Genomic DNA, 17,234 nt, shown 5'->3' with positions numbered 1-17,234 from the left:
ACGACGGCCGTCTGTTTCCTCCACCGTCATGGCCGGGCTCGTCCCGGCCATCCACGCGGTTTCGCCGGGCGCAAGCTGACGGCGGACCGTGGATGCCCGGGACAGCCCGGGCATGACGGCGACCGGGGATTTTGTCTGTCGGTGTCCGCCGGAGTCGGTCGACATGCACGACATCAAATGGATACGCGACGAGCCCGAGGGCCTTGTCAGCGCCCTCAAGCGGCGCGGCACGGACGCGGCCGAGGCGAGCGCGCTTCGTGACAGGCTCCTGAAGCTGGACGAGGACCGCCGCGCCAACCTCACCACGCTGGAAACCCTCCTCGCCCGCCGCAACGCCGCCTCCAAGGAGATCGGCCAGGCCAAGGCCGCCAAAGACGAGGCCAAGGCCGCCGCCCTCATGGAAGAGGTGGCGAAGCTCAAGACCGACGTTCCCGCGCTCGAAGCCGAGGTGAAGGCGATCGAGGCGGCGCTTCACGACGAGCTTGCCGCCATCCCCAACGTGCCTCTGGATGAAGTGCCCGACGGCAAGGACGAGCACGACAATGTGGAGCTGAAGGTGGTGGGCGAAAAGCGCGCCTATGCCTTCGCGCCGAAGCAGCATTTCGAGGTGGGCGAAGGCCTCGGCCTCATGGATTTCGAAACCGCCGCCAAGCTCTCGGGCGCGCGCTTCGTGGTGAACAAGGGGCCGCTGGCGCGCCTGGAGCGGGCGCTGGGCCAGCTCTTCCTGGACGTGCACACCTCCCCCGAGCACGGCTATCTCGAGGTGAACCCGCCGCTCTTGGTGCGCAATGACGCCATGTTCGGAACGGCCCAGCTTCCCAAGTTCGAATCGGACCAGTTCTTCGCGGCCCATGGCCATCGTCTTCGGCAGATGAAGGACGACTTGCTGGGCACCCCGGACGATGACGTGAGCGGTCGCTATGCCAACGCATGCGCCGAACTCACGGGGCTCGACACGGAAAAGCTCTGGCTCATCCCCACCGCCGAAGTGCCGCTGACCAATCTCGTGCGCGAGGCCATCCTCTCCGAGGACGAGCTTCCCATGCGCCTCACCGCGCTCACCCCCTGCTTCCGCGCCGAGGCCGGTGCAGCGGGGCGGGACACGCGCGGCATGATCCGGCAGCACCAGTTCACCAAGGTGGAACTGGTCTCCATCACCACGCCGGAAAAATCGCTGGAGGAGCATGACCGCATGCTCGCCTGCGCCGAGGCGGTGCTGAAAAGGCTGGACCTGCACTATCGCGTGGTCACGCTGTGCACCGGCGACATGGGCTTTGCCTCCCAGAAGACCTACGACATCGAGGTCTGGCTGCCGGGGCAGAACGCCTTCCGTGAGATTTCCTCCTGCTCGGTCTGCGGCGATTTCCAGGCCCGGCGCATGAATGCCCGCTATCGCCCCAAGGAGGGCAAGGGGCCGCGCTTCGTCCACACGCTCAACGGCTCGGGCGTGGCGGTGGGCCGGGCGCTGGTGGCGGTGCTGGAGACCTACCAGCAGGAAGACGGCTCCGTCATCGTGCCGGAAGCGCTCCTGCCCTACATGGGTGGGGTGACGAAGATCGAGAAGGCGTAGCGGGCGGCGCTCTCCCCTTGCACCCCAAGCTCCCTCCCCCCTTGCGGAGGAGGGCTGGGGAGGGGGGTAAAGCGGGTTCCGCCGGGTACGGCGTGTGTTGAGCAAGTGGAGAGGGCATCACCCCCCTCCCAACCCTCCCCCGCAAGGGGGGAGGGCCAAGGACGGCGAGGGTGGGGAGAGAAGCTGATGCGCATCCTGGTGACGAACGACGACGGCATCCACGCCCCCGGCCTCGACGCCTGCATGCGCATCGCGCAGACGCTGTCGGACGACGTGTGGGTGGTCGCGCCCGAGTTCGACCAGTCGGGCGTCGCCCATTCCCTCTCGCTCTCCGACCCGCTGCGCCTGCGCGAAGTGGCCCCGCGCCGCTTCGCGGTGAAGGGAACGCCCACGGACTGCGTCATCATGGCCGTGCGCCATATCCTCGATGCGCCGCCGGACCTGGTGCTCTCCGGCGTCAACCGGGGCCAGAACATCGCCGAGGATGTGAGCTATTCCGGCACGGTGGCCGGCGCCATCGAGGGCACCATCCTGGGCATCCCCTCCATCGCCCTCTCCCAGGCCTTCGGCCCCACCACCCGCGACAATCCCAGCTACGACACCGCCGAGCAGCACGGGCCGCAGGTGATCCGCACCCTCCTGAAGGAAGGCGTGCCGCCGGGCATCGTCATCAATGTGAACTTCCCCGACCGCCCGCCGGACGCCGTGACCGGCATCGCAGTCACCGCCCAGGGCAAGCGCGACCAGAACCTCATGCGCATCGAGGCGCGGCGCGACGGGCGGCAGAACCCTTACTTCTGGATCGCCTTCGAGCGCCGCGTGCAGAACACCGCGCCGGGCTCGGACCTGCGCGCGCTGGACGAGGGCCGCATCTCCGTCACCCCCCTGCGCATCGACCAGACCGACGAGCCGTTCATGACCAAGCTCGCTCTGGTGTTCGAGCATGAGGGCGAGAAGCAGGGGTAGCCATTGCCTTCTTTCCGAGCCGTCATGGCCGGGCTTGACCCGGCCATCCACGCGGCTCCGGCAAGTGCGGGCTAAAGGCGAGACGTGGATACCCGGGTCAAGCCCGGGCATGACGGTTCTTTCGGGGCGGGCGGAGCGCGCCTCATGCCCCAGTCCCCTCCCCTTCCCTTGCCGTCGAAGGGCATCGCTGCTAAGAGCCCGCGTCCGCGCCTCGGGGCGGAATTTCAGACTTCAGAAAACAACAGGACGGTGATCATGGCGATCGAGCGCACCTTCTCGATCATCAAACCCGACGCGACGCGCCGCAATCTTACTGGCGCCGTCAATGCCGTCATTGAGAAGGCCGGGCTGCGCATCGTCGCCCAGAAGCGGATCGAGCTGACCCGCGGCCAGGCCGAGACCTTCTACGGCGTGCATCGCGAGCGGCCCTTCTTCGGCGACCTCGTCGCCTTCATGACCTCCGGCCCCGTCGTGGTCCAGGTTCTGGAAGGCGAAGGCGCGGTGGCGAAGTACCGCGAAGTGATGGGCGCGACCAACCCGGCGAATGCCGCCGAGGGCACGCTCCGCAAGCTCTTCGCGGAATCCATCGAGGCCAACTCGGTGCACGGCTCCGACAGCGTCGAGAATGCCGGCATCGAAATCGCCCAGTTCTTCGCCGGCAACGAGATCGTCGGCTGAGGGTTTACAATGCGGCTGGCCTTCAGGGCCGGCCGCGTTGCAATATGTTTTTGCGCAGTGCGGTGTCCGGTTTTGGTTGTGGGGCTACTGACTGTCGATTAGCTTCCCCTCAGGCATGCATAATACGGCGCACCAGACGCTGCAGGCCTGTCGGAAACGTTTTTGGTGAGGTGGGGAACGATGTCGCTCGACTCTCCGGCGCTGTGGCTGGCGCTGCTTCAGATCATCTGGATCAACATCCTGCTTTCGGGCGACAATGCCGTGGTCATCGCCATGGCCTGCCGCTCCTTGCCGGAAAAGACCCGCAAATGGGGCATCATCACCGGCGCGGGCGTCGCGGTGGGCCTGCGCATCCTCTTCACCGGCATCGTCGCGACCCTGCTCGCGCTGCCCTGGCTGAAGCTGGTGGGCTCGCTCGCGCTGATGTGGATCGCCGTCGACCTCGCTCTGCCGAGCGATGAGGCCGACGAGGCGGTCGAGGCCAGCGACAACCTCTGGAAGGCTGTCGGCACGGTGGCCGTGGCCGACATCGTCATGAGCCTCGACAACGTGGTGGCCGTGGCGGCCGTGGCGAACGGCAGCTGGCTGCTTCTCGGCATCGGCCTTGCCATCTCCATCCCGCTCATCGTCGCCGGCTCCTCGCTGGTCATGAGCCTGCTGGACCGCTTCCCCATCCTGGTCTGGGCCGGCGCGGCGCTGCTCGGCTGGGTGGCGGGTGAGATGCTCGTATCTGACACTGCCATCATCGACCGCATCGGCGGCATCGAGGCGTCCCACCACTGGGAATATCCGGTGGCGGCTCTCTGCGCGGTCCTCGTTGTGGGCATCGCCTACACGGTCGGGCGCATGCGCAAGGCACGGGCCCACAACGAGGCCTGAACACCGCCTCGGCGGTTTTCAAAGGGGACGCGAGCGTCCCCTTTTCTTTCGCGTAACGAGTTACCCAACGTAACGACGCAACCGCGAAAGCTGGATTTACGTTACGACATGTAGTCGCACCCTCTGGGCGCCGTGAAAACGACGAGGACCGAGATGGACTTTGCCTCTCCCACCTTCTGGGTATCCCTGCTGCAGATCATCTGGATCGATCTGCTGCTCTCCGGCGACAACGCGGTGGTCATCGCGCTCGCCTGCCGCTCGCTCCCCGACAACCAGCGCAAGTGGGGCATCCTGCTCGGCGCCGGTGCGGCGGTGGGCCTGCGCATTCTCTTCGCGCTGGTGGTGTCCTACCTGCTCGGCGTGCCGCTGCTGAAGGTGGCCGGCGGTCTGCTGCTGCTCTGGATCGCCGTGAAGCTCATCACCGATGGTGATGGGGAGGCCCACGAGGTGGCCGCCTCCGACAGCCTCTGGAAGGCGGTGCGCACCATCGCCATCGCCGATGCGGTGATGAGCCTCGACAATGTGGTGGCCATCGCGGCGGCCTCCCGCGGCCATCCCGAACTGTTCATCTTCGGCCTGCTGCTCACCATCCCGCTCATCATTGCGGGCTCCCAGCTGGTCATGGCGCTCCTCACCCGCTTCCCGATCCTGGTCTGGGCCGGTGCCGCGCTCCTCGGCTGGATCGCCGGCGAGATGGTGGTGAGCGACGTGGTGGCGCTGCAATACATGCAGGGTTACGACCCGAGCCTGGTGAAGGCCGACGAGGACTCCCCCATCGGCATCAAGCCCGCCGACCTGCCGCACTATCTGGCAAGCACCGTCGGCGCAATATTCGTGGTGGCGCTGGGCTGGCTCATCCGCGGCCGCCAGCGCGCCCAGGAGGCGTGAGGCGCGCGCCTCACCCTCGACACACATCATCCCCGGGCCTTGCCCGGGGATTTTTTTGGGCCTCACCGCCGTGGCGGGCCCGGCCATGACGGCTCCCATGCAGCCGGCTATGATCGCGGGCGAAGGAGCCCCCGATGACCAAGCACGTGGCGATCCGCGCCTCAGTCTGCCCCCACGACTGCCCCTCCACCTGCGCCCTTGAAGTGGAAGTGCTGGAGGACGGGCGCATCGGGCGGGTGCGCGGGGCGGCGGATAACAGTTACACGGCCGGCGTCATCTGCGCGAAGGTGGCGCGCTATGCCGAGCGGGCGCATCATCCGGACCGGCTGACCACGCCCTTGAAGCGCACCGGCCCCAAGGGCTCCGGCCAGTTCACCCCCATCTCCTGGGACGAGGCCCTCGACCGGATCGCCGAGGCGCTGCTCGCCGCCGAGCGCGCCCACGGCCCGGAAGCGGTGTGGCCCTACGTCTATGCCGGCACCATGGGCCTCGTGATGCGCGACGGCATCAACCGGCTCACCCACGCCAAGCGCTATTCCCGCTTCTTCTCCACCATCTGCGTGAACCCCGCCTGGAGCGGCTACATGGCCGGCACCGGCCGGCTCGCGGGCGCCGATCCGCGGGAGATGGGGCGCTCCGACCTTGTGGTCATCTGGGGCACCAATGCGGTCTCCACCCAGGTGAACGTGATGACCCACGCCATCAAGGCGCGCAAGGAGCGCGGCGCCAGGATCGCCGTCGTGGACGTCTACCGCACCCCCACTATGGAGCAGGCGGACATCCCCCTCCTCCTGCGCCCCGGCACGGACGGGGCGCTCGCCTGCGCGGTCATGCACGTGCTGTTCCGGGACGGGCTCGCCGACCGGGACTATCTCGCCCGCTATGCCAATGACGCGGAGGGGCTGGAAGCGCATCTGCGCACCCGCGATCCCGCCTGGGCCGCCGCCATTACCGGCCTGTCGGTGGAGGAGATCGAGGCCTTCGCCAGCTTGGTGGGAGAAACCGACCGGGCCTATTTCCGCATCGGCTACGGCCTCTCCCGCAGCCGCAACGGCGCGGTGAACATGCACGCCGTCGCCTCCATCCCGGTCGTCTCGGGCGCCTGGAAGCACGAGGGCGGCGGCGCCTTCCACTCCAATTCCGGCATCTACCGCCTGCGCAAGACGCTGATCGAGGGCCTCGACGTGCGCGATCCCTCAACCCGCGCGCTGGACCAATCCCGCATCGGCGCCGTCCTCTGCGGCGACCGGGAGGCGCTCTGGGACGGACCGCCCGTCACCGCCCTCCTCATCCAGAACACCAATCCCATGAACATCGCTCCCGACCAGGAGGCGGTGCGGCGGGGCTTTGCGCGGGACGACCTGTTCGTCGCCGTGCACGAGCATTTCCTGACCGACACCGCCCGGCAGGCGGACATCGTGCTGCCCGCCACCATGTTCACGGAGCATGACGACCTCTACACAGCGGGCGGGCACCAGCACATATTGCTCGGCCCCAAGGTGGTGGAGCCGCCCGGCGAGTGCCGCTCCAATCACGACGTGGTCTGTGCCCTCGCCTCCCGTCTCGGCGCGGAGCATCCCGGCTTCGCCATGACCGCCCGCGAGCTGGTGGACCACACGCTGCTGGAATCCGGGCGCGGCTCGCTGGTCGAGCTTGAGGCCGCGCGCTTCCTCGACGTGCAGCCGGATTTCGAGACGGCCCACTACCTGAAGGGCTTCGGCCACAAGGACGGCCGCTTCCGCCTGAAGCCCCGCTGGGACAAGCCCTCGATCCCCACGCCCGCCACGTTCGGCCCCGTGGCGGAGATGCCGGAATTTCCGGATCATTGGCGCGTGATCGAGGAGCCGACGCCCGAGCATCCCTTCCGCCTCGTGACGGCGCCGGCACGCAACTTCCTGAACTCCACCTTCAACGAGACGCCGACGTCCGCCAAGCGCGAGGGCGCGCCGTCCCTGCTCATCCACCCGGGGGATGCGGAGGCGCTAAGCGTTGCGGAAGGCGAGCGGGTCGAGGTGTCGAACCCGCGCGGGCGCGTGATCCTGATGGCGCGGCTGTTCGACGGCCTGCGGCGCGGGGTGGTAGTCTCCGAGCAGATCAAGCCGAACCATGCCCATGAAGGCGACCACGGCATCAACACGCTGACCGGCGCCGACCCGGTGGCGCCTGCCGGCGGCGCGGCGTTCCACGACAACAGGGTGCGGATCAGGAAGCTGGAAACCGATCCCCTTGTCCTGGACAAGTGAGAGCACAGCTCGACGCAGATCCGGGACCCAGCGCAAGAGTCCGGCGAAGCCGGCAATCAGCGACCAGCGTGAAAACGCCATCGCCGCGTGGCGGCGCCGGCGGGGTGAAGCGCCTTCGGCGGTGTTCTGCGCTGGGTCCCGGATCGGCGCTCCGCCTGCGGCGTCGCTTGTCCAGGACAAACCTCACACCCGCGGCGCCACCATCACTTCGGCGGACATGCGGGCGCCTTCGATGGCCACGCGCTCGTCTTCCACCGTCAGGCGCCCCGCGGCGAGGAGGTTCAAGGCGGAGGGGTAGATGATGTGCTCCTGCCGCAGCACCCGCGCGGCAAGAGAGTCCGGCGTGTCGTCCAGCTGAACAGGCACCGCCGATTGCAGGATGATGGGGCCGCTATCCATTTCGGGCCGCACGAAATGCACGGTACAGCCATGGAAGCGCACGCCGGCCTCCAGCGCACGCCCATGGGTGTCGAGGCCGGGGAAGCTCGGCAGCAGCGAGGGATGCACGTTGATCATGCGGTTGCGCCAGCGCTCCACCAGCCAGGGCGTGAGCAGGCGCATGAAGCCGGCAAGGCAGACGATGTCGATGCTCTCGATGCGCAGATGGGCATCCAGGGAGGCGTCGAAGGCGATGCGGTCGGCGAATTCGCGGTGGTTGAGCACCATGGTGCGCACGCCCGCCGCCTTGGCTACCGTGAGGCCGGCCGCATCCGGGCGATTGGAGACCACAAGCGAAATCTCGGCGGGGAAGTCCGGCGCCTGCGCGGCCTTGATGAGCGACGACATGTTGGAGCCGCGCCCTGATATAAGGATCGCCGTACGCTTCTTCTGCATCTCGTATCCAGCCTATCCCGCTTTAAGGGGAATCGCCCTTACCCCATCTAAGCCGGAAATGCACTGCAATACAAAGACATGCGCGGCACTCGGCGGAAGTTGGCAAAAAGAGACAGCCCCCTCAGAGGCCCAGCGTCCCGTCATACACCACGTGTGCGGCGCCTTCGCCCGGCTCGATGACGCCGAGGCGGATCACGCACTCACCGGCATCGGCGAAGGCATCGGCGACACGCTCCTCCTCCTCGGCCGCCACCACCACGGCCATGCCGACCCCGCAATTGAAGGCGCGCAGCATCTCCTCGGGCGCGACGCCCCCGGCCTTGGCGAGCCAGCGGAACACCGGCGGCACGATGAGGTTCGAGAGATCGACACGGGCCAGCATGCCCTTGGGCAGCACGCGCGGCAGGTTCTCGGTGATGCCGCCGCCGGTAATATGCGCCAGAGCCTTCACCGCCTCGGTCTCGCGCACCACGGAGAGCACGCTCTTCACATAGAGCCGGGTGGGGGTGAGGAGCGCCTCGCCCACGGACTTGCCCGCCGCGAACGGGGCCGGGTCGTGCCAGGTGAGGCCCGCATGCTCCACCACGCGGCGCACCAGCGAAAAGCCGTTGGAATGCACGCCGGAGGAGGCAAGGCCGAGGATCACGTCGTCGGGCTCGATGTCGGCGCGCGGCAGGAGGCGGGAGCGCTCCACGGCGCCCACGGAGAAGCCGGCAAGGTCATAGTCGCCATCAGAATACATGCCGGGCATCTCGGCGGTCTCGCCGCCCACCAGCGCGCAGCCAGAATCCTTGCAGGCCAGCGCGATGCCCCGGACGATCTGCGCGCCAACCTCGGGAGAGAGGCGGCCGGTGGCGAAATAATCGAGGAAGAACAGGGGCTCGGCGCCCTGCACCACCAGATCGTTCACACACATGGCGACGAGGTCGATGCCGATGGTGTCGTGCTTGCCGGTCTCGATGGCGATCTTCAGCTTGGTGCCCACCCCATCCGTGGTGGCCACCAGAAGCGGGTCTTCGAAGCCCGCGCGCTTCAGGTCGAACACCCCGCCGAAGCCGCCGATATCGGCATCGGCGCCGGGACGCGCGGTGGCCTTCACCAGCGGCTTGATGAGATCCACCAGCCGGTTGCCGGCATCGATGTCGACGCCCGCATCGCGATAATTAAGCCCGTCCTTCGCCATGGTGTCCTTCCGTCTTATGGGGCGGCTTAGCCGCGAACCGCACCAGTGGCAAGGCGGCGGGGGTGTCCGCCGGCCGCCTTCAGAGCTTTTCGCTGAGGAAAGCGAGTGCGGTCGCGGCGAAGACGCGCATGTTGGCCTGCCGGTCGGCGGAGGCTGTTTCCAGGGTCTGCACCATCTCCATGGGCCCCGAAATGGCAAAGCAGCTATGGCCGGCGGCATCGCCATAGCGGTTGCCGGACGGCCCGGCCGCCCCGGTTTCGGCAAGGCCCCAGGTGGCGCCGAGGCGCGCGCGCAGGCGGCGGGCGAGCAGCAGCGCATAAGGCTCGCTCGCGCTGCGCATGCCGGCCATGTCCTCCGGCGTGATCCCGAGCAGCCCTTCCCGCGCATTCAGGGTGTAGACCACCGCGCCGCCCAGGAAGAAGGCGGAAGCGCCGGGCTGGGCCAGGAGCGAGGCGGCGATCAGCCCGCCGGCGGAGGATTCCGCAACGGCAACGGTCTCGCCCCGCGCCCGCAGCTTCTCGCCGAGGTCGGCCGCCAATGGAAGCAATGTGTGCATGCGATGTCCCCTGCCCTATGCCGACGCCAGCCGGCGTTCCAGCGCATCCAAGTCGTCCACGAACCACAGAGCCTTGCTGCGGTTGGATTCATAGACGAAATCCCGCAGCGCCTTGCTCTGCTCGCTCCATTGCGAGATGTCGCCGATCACGGCCAGCCGGATCTGGTAGTTCACGAACTTCTGCGCCACCTCTCCGGCGAGCCGGCTGCTGAGCTGGAAGAAGGACGGGCTCAGGCGCGAGACCGGGATCGCGACCATGGCCGCGTCTTCGCTCCAGGCGGCGCCGAGGAAGGTGCCGATATCGCCTTCGCCTTCAAGCAAAGGCCCCTCCGCGCCGCAGATGAGCACGCGCGTGCCGTGAATGTCCCTGGGCGTGTCCATGAAGAGAGCACCATCCTTTTCCCGATGCAGCTTACAGATTTTTCCGCGGCCGAGCTTGCCCGGCGGTCCGGTCCTGCGGCATGGTCCCGGCGCTCGCGTGACTGACGCTGAAGATGGGTCTCCATCGGGGAGCGCGGGCGCTGATCGCCGCGCGTCTGGGCCCCTTTCCCGACAGAAATGGAGCCGCCATGCCCGAAATGTCCAGCCTCGTCGCCTTTGCCCTCATCGCGTTCGGCATGGTGCTGACCCCCGGCCCGAACATGATCTACATCATCTCCCGCTCGATCTCGCAGGGGAGCTCCGCGGGGCTGATCTCGCTGGGCGGGGTCGCGCTCGGCTTCGTCTTCTACATGCTGTGCGCCGCCTTCGGCATCACCGCCATCGTCATCGCCGTCCCCTATGCCTATGACGCGCTGCGCTTCGGCGGCGCGATCTACCTGCTCTATCTCGCCTGGCAGGCAGTGCGGCCCGGCGGGCGCTCGCCGTTCCAGGTGCGCGACCTGCCCAAGGATGGCCCCCGCAAGCTCTTCACCATGGGCTTCCTGACCAACCTGCTCAATCCGAAGATCGCGGTGATGTACCTGTCCCTGCTGCCGCAGTTCATCAACCCCGACCATGGCAGCGTGCTCGCCCAATCCCTGATGCTCGGCTCCATCCAGATCGTCACCAGCGTGAGCGTCAACGCGATGATCGCGGTGACCGCCGGCTCCATCGCTACCTTCCTTGCGGGGCGCCCTGTGTGGCTGGTGGTTCAGCGCTGGCTGATGGGAACGGTGCTGGCGGCCCTCGCCATCCGCATGGTGACGGAAGCGCGGCGGTAAGCCACCCAAGCGGCGGAAGGAAGCTCCAGGGCGTCGAAGCCGCCGAGTGTACCTTCCCCAGAGGCATTGATGTGACGGGCGCGGGCACCATCCGCGCCCGTTCTGTTTTACCTCTATCTTGGAATAGATTGATCACGACGGATGCCGTGAAAAGGGGTACCAACGGGACTTCTCTTCATTGCAAGGGGATCGGTGACATGCCGACCTTCCGGATCAGAAAAATGGCCGCCATTTTCGCGGCCACGGCGCTTCTCTCGGCCTCCGGCGCCCACGCGCAATCCCAGCCTCAGCCCGCCGCAGCCTCCAGCGGGGCAAGCCAGGCCGCCACCCAGGCGCCCGACCCGAGCTGGCCGCGTAATTATGATGTGGGCGACAATCGGCTCGCGCTCTACCAGCCGCAGATCGAGAGCTGGAACGGCACTGCCATGACCGGCCGCGCGGCCGTGGCCATTGGCCCGAAAAGCGGTGCGCCCACCTTCGGCTACGTACATTTCACCGCCACCGTGGCGGTGGACAAGTATGCCGGCGTCGTCCACCTGGACCCCATCACCATCGACAAAGCCGACGTCCCCACCGCCCAGGACAAGTCGGCCGAGGTGAAGGCAGCGCTTGCCGCCCATTTGCCCAAGGACGGCCTGACTATCCCCATCGACCAGCTCCAGGCGAGCTATGCCGTGAACAAGGAGCTCTCCGAGCTGCGCACCCATCCGGTGCAGAACACGCCGCCGCGCATCCTCTTCGCCAACACGCTCACCATCCTGGTGCCGGTCTCCGGCGATCCGGCGCTGCGGCCCATCAACGGGTCTCCCCGCTTCCAGCGGGTCATCAATGCCCAGGCCCTGCTGCTGAAGGATGATGCCGGGACCTACCACCTCCAGGCTGCCGGAAGCTGGTACACGGCGACGAGCCTTGACGGCCCGTGGGTGGTGACGCCCCAGGCTTCCGCCGATCTCCTCGCCGCCGCCAAGACCTCCGGCGCGCAGCAGGAAGCCGACCCCATGCTGTCCCAGGACGGCACGGCTGTCACCCCGCCGCCGGCGATCGTGGTCTCCACCGTTCCCACCGAATTGATCCAGACCGACGGCCAGCCGGAGATGCTGCCGGTCACGGGCACCACGCTGCTCACCATGAGCAATGCCGACCATGCCGTGTTCATGGATCCGGACAGCAACAGCTATTACGTGCTGATCTCCGGCCGCTGGTTCCGCTCCGGCAGCCTCACCGGCGGCTGGACCTATGCGGCTAATAACGCCTTGCCGGCCGACTTCTCCAAGATCCCGCCGCAGGATCCCAAGGGCAACGTGCTGACCTCGGTGGCCGGCACTCCGCAGGCCAAGGAGGCGGCCATCGCGGCCACCATCCCGCAGACGGCGGTGGTCCAGCGCTCCACGAAGGCGAGCGCCACCTATGACGGCGCCCCCCGGTTCCAGCCCATCTCCGGCACCTCCATGCAGTATGCGGTGAACAGCCCGCAGCCGGTGATCCAGGTCGATCCGCAGAGCTATTACATGGTGGCCCAGGGCGTGTGGTTCTCCGCCGGCGGGCCGAGCGGGCCGTGGCAGGTGGCGACCTCGGTGCCGGATGTGATCTACACCATCCCCACCACCTCGCCGGTCTATTACGCGACCCATGTGCGGGTCTATTCGGTGCAGCCCGACACGGTGGTGGCGGGCTACACGCCCGGCTATATGGGCGTGCTTGTGCAGCCCGGCGGCACGGTGGTCTACGGCACCGGCTATACCTATCCCGGATATGTCGGCCAGCGCTGGTACGCGCCACCGGTCACCTACGGCTACGGCGTGGGCTTCTCGCTCACCACGGCGGTGGGCTTCGGCTTCGGCTTCGCCAGCGGCTGGGCCTGGGGCGCTTCCGTTGGCCCGCATTGGGGGCCCTATTGGGGCGGCAGCCCCTGGGGTCGCGGCTGGGGCGCCTTCAACGTCAACGAGGCCAACATTTACGGCCGCTGGGGCAGCAGCGTCAGCGTCCGCTATTCCTGGAGCTACAGCAGCCACACCGTGGAATGGTCCAGCCACACCTGGTCCAGCGAGTCATTCCACTCAAGCTATTCGTTCCACAGCTTCAGCGCCTACAGCTATCACTACACGTCCGAGCACTGGAGCTCCCACTCCAGCAGCCATGAGAGCTGGAACAGTTCCCATAGCTGGAACAACTCCCGCAGCTGGGACAACAGGAACACCGACAACCGCGGCGACAACAACACCGACAATCGCAACGGTGACAACCGGAACGGGGATAACCGCAACGGGGACAACAGGGGCCCCGGCAACGGCAACAACAATGCCGGCCGGAACGGCGGCGACAATCGCGGCGCCGACGCGGGCAACCGTCCGGACGACGGCAACCATGGCGCCGACAGGCCCGACGGGGACCACGGCTGGAACGGCAACCACGTCTATGCCGGCCGGGACGGCAACGTCTATCACGACGACAATGGGGACTGGCACCAGCGCTCCGGCGACAACTGGCACCCGGCGGACCACGGCGCCGACACCCACCAGCTGAACGATGAGCGCGCGGCCCGCAACCAGGGCGCCGACCGCGTCGCCCACGGCGATTATGACCATTATTGGGGCGACCATGGCGGCGGCGACCACGGTGGAGATCGTGGGGGCGACCGCGGCGGCGACCGTGGTGGTGGAGATCGGGGCGGCGGAGATCGCGGCCACAGCGGCGGCGGGCACGAAGGCGGCAACCACGGCGGTGGCCATGGCGGCGGTGGGCGCCGCCGCTGAGGCCGCGTCGCGCAGAAGGCCTCGCCTCCCAGAGACATCAGCGGGCGCAGCACAGGCCGCGCCCGCTTTCACCTCACTCGGGGAAGCGGTGCTTGTAGAGCAGGCCGGCGAGATAGGCGCCGACCACTGGCACCACGATGAACAGCCAGAGCTGTGACAGCGCCTTGCCGCCCACGAACAGCGCCGGCCCGATGCTGCGCGCCGGGTTCACCGACACGCCGGTGACGGGGATGAAGACGATGTGGATCATCACCAGCGAGAGGCCGATGGCGAGGCCCGCCGCCTGCGTGATGCCGGCCTTGGACGTGGAGCCGAGGATCACCACCAGGAAGACGAAGGTGCCCACCAGCTCGGCGACGATGGCGGCCCCCAGCCCGTAGCCGCCGAGATAGCCCTCGCCCCAGCCGTTCTGGCCGAGGCCGGAGGCGGCGATGTCGAAGCCCGAGAGCTTGCCGGAAGCGATGAAATAGAGGATGGCCGCGCCGGCAATGCCGCCGAGGATCTGCGAGATGATGTAGGCCGGCAGCTCGGAGGTGGGCAGCCGACCCGCCGCCCACACGCCCACCGTCACCGCCGGGTTGATATGGCATCCGGAGACGTGGCCGATGCCATAGGCCATGGCCGTCACCGAAAGCCCGAAGGCGAAGGCAATCGCCAGCATGCCGATGGGTGCCGAACCGTAGCCGGTGAGCACCGCCGAGCCGCAACCGAACAGGACCAGCACCGCAGTCCCAAGGAACTCCGCGATATATTTTTGCATCAAGCCCTCCCAAGCCCCGCGAATCGCGATGCGCTAAGCGGCATCACCGGCGAATGCTACGCAAAATTGCATCCTGTGCGATGGCTCACTCTGGGGGAGGGCTGCCGTATGGGCCAAAAAGTTTCCTAAACATTCCTTCATGCAGCGGCCGTTCGCGCTGACGCCTGCCAACGAAAGTGCTAGTTCTCCGCGCACGGCTGGGAGGCCGAGGGAGATCACGCATGGGCATCGCGCGGTTGATGGAACAAAGCCGGTTCGCCGGCAAGAGCGCGGCTATCGCGCTCGCCATTTCGGGGCTGGTGCTTCCCCCATATGCGTATGCGCAGCAAGGCGCTCCGGCGGGGCAGGCCGCCACCACCGGCGCCCCGGCCCTCGCCTGGCCGCGCGATTTCGACATGGGCGACAATCGCCTCGAAATCTACCAGCCCCAGATCGAGACCTGGGACGGCAACAAGATTTCCGGCCGCGCCGCACTGGCGATCGGGCCGAAGACCGGCGCGCCCACGTACGGCTTCGCCCATTTCGTCGCCCGCGCCACCATCGACAAGGCGGCGGGCCTCGTGCACCTCGACCAGATCACCGTCGACAAGGTCGAAGTGGCGACCGCGCCGGACAAGGCCGCGACCATCAAGGCCGCCATGGAGCAGCGCCTGCCCAAGGACGGGATGACGGTGCGCCTCGACCAGCTCCAGGCGAGCTATGCGGTGAACCAGAAGCTCGCCGAGCTGCGCACCCAGCCGGTGGACAACACCCCGCCCAAGATCGTCTTCGCCGACACCACCACCATCCTGGTGCCCATCTCCGGCGAGCCGGCCATGCGGCCGGTGGAGGGCGCGCCGACCTTCCAGCGGGTCATCAACACCCGCCCGCTGATCCTGCAGGACGCCAACGGCGTGTTCCACCTCCAGGCCGCTGGCACCTGGTATGAGAGCTCGAGCCTGACCGGCACCTGGCTGGTGACGCCGAAGCCGTCCGACGCCCTGGTCAGTGCGGGCGCCGCCGCCAACAAGGCCGCCGCAGCCGACCCGCTCCTGAGCAAGGACGGCAAGGCGATCACCCCGCCGCCGGCCATCCTCATCTCCACGGTGGCAACCGAGCTGGTCCAGACCAACGGGCAGCCGCTGATGCTCCCCGTGGACGGCACGCAGCTCCTGACCATGAGCAATGCCGATCACGCCGTGTTCATGGATCCGAGCAACAACAGTTTCTACGTGCTCATCTCCGGCCGCTGGTTCCGCTCCGCGAGCCTCGAGGGGCCGTGGGCCTTCGTCGCCTCCGACGCCCTGCCGGCCGACTTCGCCAAGATCTCCCCGAACGATCCCAAGGCGAACGTGCTGGTCTCCGTGGCCGGCACCCCGCAGGCCAAGGAGGCGGCCGTTGCCGCCACCATCCCGCAGACCTCCACGGTGAAGCGCTCAACCACCGCCACGGTGGCCTATTCGGGCGCGCCGCAGTTCGCGGAGATTTCCGGCACGCAGCTGAAATATGCGGTCAACACCGCCTCGCCGGTCATCATGGTCTCGCCGACCAGCTACTTCATGGTGGCGAACGGCGTGTGGTTCACCTCCCGCTCGCCCGCCGGCCCCTGGGTGGTGGCGGCGGAGATCCCCCCGGTCATCTACACCATCCCGGTCGCCTCTCCGGTGCACTACGTCACCTATGTACGGGTCTATTCCGTGCAGCCGGACGCGGTCGTGGTGGGCTACACGCCGGGCTATATGGGCGTCGTCGTCGCCCCGGGCGGCACCGTCGTCTACGGCACCGGCTATAGCTGCTACGGCTATGTGGGCGCGACCTACTGGTATCCCTGCCCCACCACCTACGGCTACGGCGCCGGCTTCTCCCTCGGCGCGGCCGTGGGCTTCGGCTTCGGCTTTGCCGCCGGCTGGGCCTGGGGCGCGGCGGTCGGGCCCTATTGGGGTCCCTATTGGGGCGCCGGCGGCTGGGGCCGCTGGGGCTATGCCAACGTCAACACCGCCAACGTCTATGGCCGCTGGGGCGGTTCTGCCACCGTGACCCGCGCCTGGGGCACCACCTGGAACGGCACCGAATGGGGCGCCCGCTCCGGCTATGGCACCACGGCCCGCGGCACGGATGTGGCCGGCCGTTCCGCCGCCGCGTTCAACCCCTATACGGGCAACTATGCCGCGGCCCGCGACACCAGCCGCTACAATCCCTATACGGGCGCCCGCGGGTCCACGAGCGCCGCGGTGACGGGCAATGCCTATACCGGCAACTATGCCGCGGACCGGGACACGACCCGCTCCAATCCCACCACGGGCGCGCGCGGCGCCTCGAGCGCATCGGTGACGGGCAACGCCTATACCGGCAACTTCGACGCCAACCGCCAGTCGGCCGGCGCCAATCCCACCGCCGGCACGGCCCACGCCTCCTCCACCTCGGTGAGCCGCACCAACGGCCAAGTGGACGTGGACAGCAAAGGCGTCGCCACCAACCAGCGCACCGGCAACTCGGTCGCCTGGAACAATGGCAACGTCTATGCCGACCACGACGGCAACGTGTACCAGCACGACAATAACGGCTGGAACCGCAACACCTCCTCCGGCTGGCAGCCGGTGGACCGCTCCTACAACACGCAGAACCTGGACAGCGAGCGCCAGGCCCGCGAATGGGGCGCGCAGCGTTCCGGCGGCTGGGGCGGTGGCGGCGAGCGCTTCGGCGGCGGCGGCTTCCGCCGCTGAGGAATTGCCAGACTTGACGT

14 protein-coding genes and 1 riboswitch are annotated in these 17,234 nt (G+C 67.8%); of the genes, 9 read left to right on the top strand and 5 right to left on the bottom strand.

What is annotated here, in order from left to right:
* Nucleotides 1–163: 163 nt before the first annotated feature.
* The 6 genes from serS to ABLE91_RS05285 all read left to right on the top strand — a co-directional run bounded on the left by serS (nucleotide 164) and on the right by ABLE91_RS05285 (nucleotide 7,224).
* Nucleotides 164–1,570: a serine--tRNA ligase gene (gene serS, locus ABLE91_RS05310; RefSeq protein ID WP_348929072.1), complete on the top strand. Its 1,407-nt coding sequence runs from the start codon at nucleotides 164–166 to the stop codon at nucleotides 1,568–1,570.
* A 186-nt stretch (nucleotides 1,571–1,756) separates the two neighbouring features.
* Nucleotides 1,757–2,536, top strand: a complete 780-nt coding sequence (surE, locus tag ABLE91_RS05305; protein ID WP_348929071.1) for a 5'/3'-nucleotidase SurE — start codon at nucleotides 1,757–1,759, stop codon at nucleotides 2,534–2,536.
* Between the two features lie 255 nt (nucleotides 2,537–2,791).
* A complete protein-coding gene (gene ndk, locus ABLE91_RS05300) occupies nucleotides 2,792–3,214 on the top strand; it encodes a nucleoside-diphosphate kinase (protein ID WP_348929069.1) in 423 nt (140 codons plus the stop codon).
* A 180-nt stretch (nucleotides 3,215–3,394) separates the two neighbouring features.
* The gene (locus ABLE91_RS05295) at nucleotides 3,395–4,093 is read left to right on the top strand and encodes a TerC family protein (protein ID WP_348929067.1); all 699 of its coding nucleotides are present in this window, start codon (nucleotides 3,395–3,397) and stop codon (nucleotides 4,091–4,093) included.
* Between the two features lie 153 nt (nucleotides 4,094–4,246).
* Nucleotides 4,247–4,981: a TerC family protein gene (locus ABLE91_RS05290; protein WP_348929066.1), complete on the top strand. Its 735-nt coding sequence runs from the start codon at nucleotides 4,247–4,249 to the stop codon at nucleotides 4,979–4,981.
* Nucleotides 4,982–5,115: 134 nt separating this feature from the next.
* Nucleotides 5,116–7,224 carry a molybdopterin oxidoreductase family protein gene (locus ABLE91_RS05285; protein WP_348929064.1) on the top strand — a complete coding sequence of 703 codons (2,109 nt, stop codon included), beginning with the start codon at nucleotides 5,116–5,118 and terminating at the stop codon, nucleotides 7,222–7,224.
* Nucleotides 7,225–7,407: 183 nt separating this feature from the next.
* Here ABLE91_RS05285 and purN read toward each other — a convergent pair whose 3' ends face one another.
* The 4 genes from purN to ABLE91_RS05265 all read right to left on the bottom strand — a co-directional run bounded on the left by purN (nucleotide 7,408) and on the right by ABLE91_RS05265 (nucleotide 10,178).
* A complete protein-coding gene (gene purN / locus ABLE91_RS05280) occupies nucleotides 7,408–8,058 on the bottom strand; it encodes a phosphoribosylglycinamide formyltransferase (RefSeq protein WP_348929062.1) in 651 nt (216 codons plus the stop codon).
* Nucleotides 8,059–8,179: 121 nt separating this feature from the next.
* Nucleotides 8,180–9,241 (bottom strand): phosphoribosylformylglycinamidine cyclo-ligase, encoded by a 1,062-nt coding sequence (purM, locus tag ABLE91_RS05275; protein WP_348929059.1) that lies wholly within the window; start codon nucleotides 9,239–9,241, stop codon nucleotides 8,180–8,182.
* Nucleotides 9,242–9,320: 79 nt separating this feature from the next.
* Nucleotides 9,321–9,797 (bottom strand): CinA family protein, encoded by a 477-nt coding sequence (locus tag ABLE91_RS05270; protein ID WP_348929057.1) that lies wholly within the window; start codon nucleotides 9,795–9,797, stop codon nucleotides 9,321–9,323.
* 15 nt (nucleotides 9,798–9,812) lie between these two features.
* On the bottom strand, nucleotides 9,813–10,178 hold the full coding sequence (locus ABLE91_RS05265; protein ID WP_348929056.1) for a DUF4180 domain-containing protein: 366 nt from the start codon (nucleotides 10,176–10,178) through the stop codon (nucleotides 9,813–9,815).
* 87 nt (nucleotides 10,179–10,265) lie between these two features.
* Nucleotides 10,266–10,346: riboswitch (ZMP/ZTP riboswitch) on the top strand.
* Nucleotides 10,347–10,366: 20 nt separating this feature from the next.
* On the opposite strand from ABLE91_RS05265, the gene ABLE91_RS05260 reads away from it, so the two are divergent.
* Both ABLE91_RS05260 and ABLE91_RS05255 read left to right on the top strand, forming a co-directional pair.
* A complete protein-coding gene (locus ABLE91_RS05260) occupies nucleotides 10,367–10,999 on the top strand; it encodes a LysE family translocator (protein ID WP_348929054.1) in 633 nt (210 codons plus the stop codon).
* Nucleotides 11,000–11,220: 221 nt separating this feature from the next.
* On the top strand, nucleotides 11,221–13,752 hold the full coding sequence (locus ABLE91_RS05255) for a carbohydrate-binding family V/XII (RefSeq protein WP_348929052.1): 2,532 nt from the start codon (nucleotides 11,221–11,223) through the stop codon (nucleotides 13,750–13,752).
* Between the two features lie 73 nt (nucleotides 13,753–13,825).
* Here ABLE91_RS05255 and aqpZ read toward each other — a convergent pair whose 3' ends face one another.
* Entirely contained in the window at nucleotides 13,826–14,512 is a 687-nt protein-coding gene (gene aqpZ / locus ABLE91_RS05250) for an aquaporin Z (RefSeq protein WP_348929051.1), read from the bottom strand.
* A gap of 221 nt (nucleotides 14,513–14,733) precedes the next feature.
* Between aqpZ and ABLE91_RS05245 the strand changes: the two genes are divergently transcribed.
* The gene (locus tag ABLE91_RS05245; protein WP_348929049.1) at nucleotides 14,734–17,214 is read left to right on the top strand and encodes a carbohydrate-binding family V/XII; all 2,481 of its coding nucleotides are present in this window, start codon (nucleotides 14,734–14,736) and stop codon (nucleotides 17,212–17,214) included.
* Nucleotides 17,215–17,234: the final 20 nt, after the last annotated feature.

Origin of the sequence: Aquabacter albus, assembly GCF_040049275.1 — a bacterium.
GTDB lineage: Bacteria > Pseudomonadota > Alphaproteobacteria > Rhizobiales > Xanthobacteraceae > Aquabacter.
Note: the sequence above shows the minus strand (reverse complement) of the source record. Positions and strands in the feature narration are given on the sequence as shown.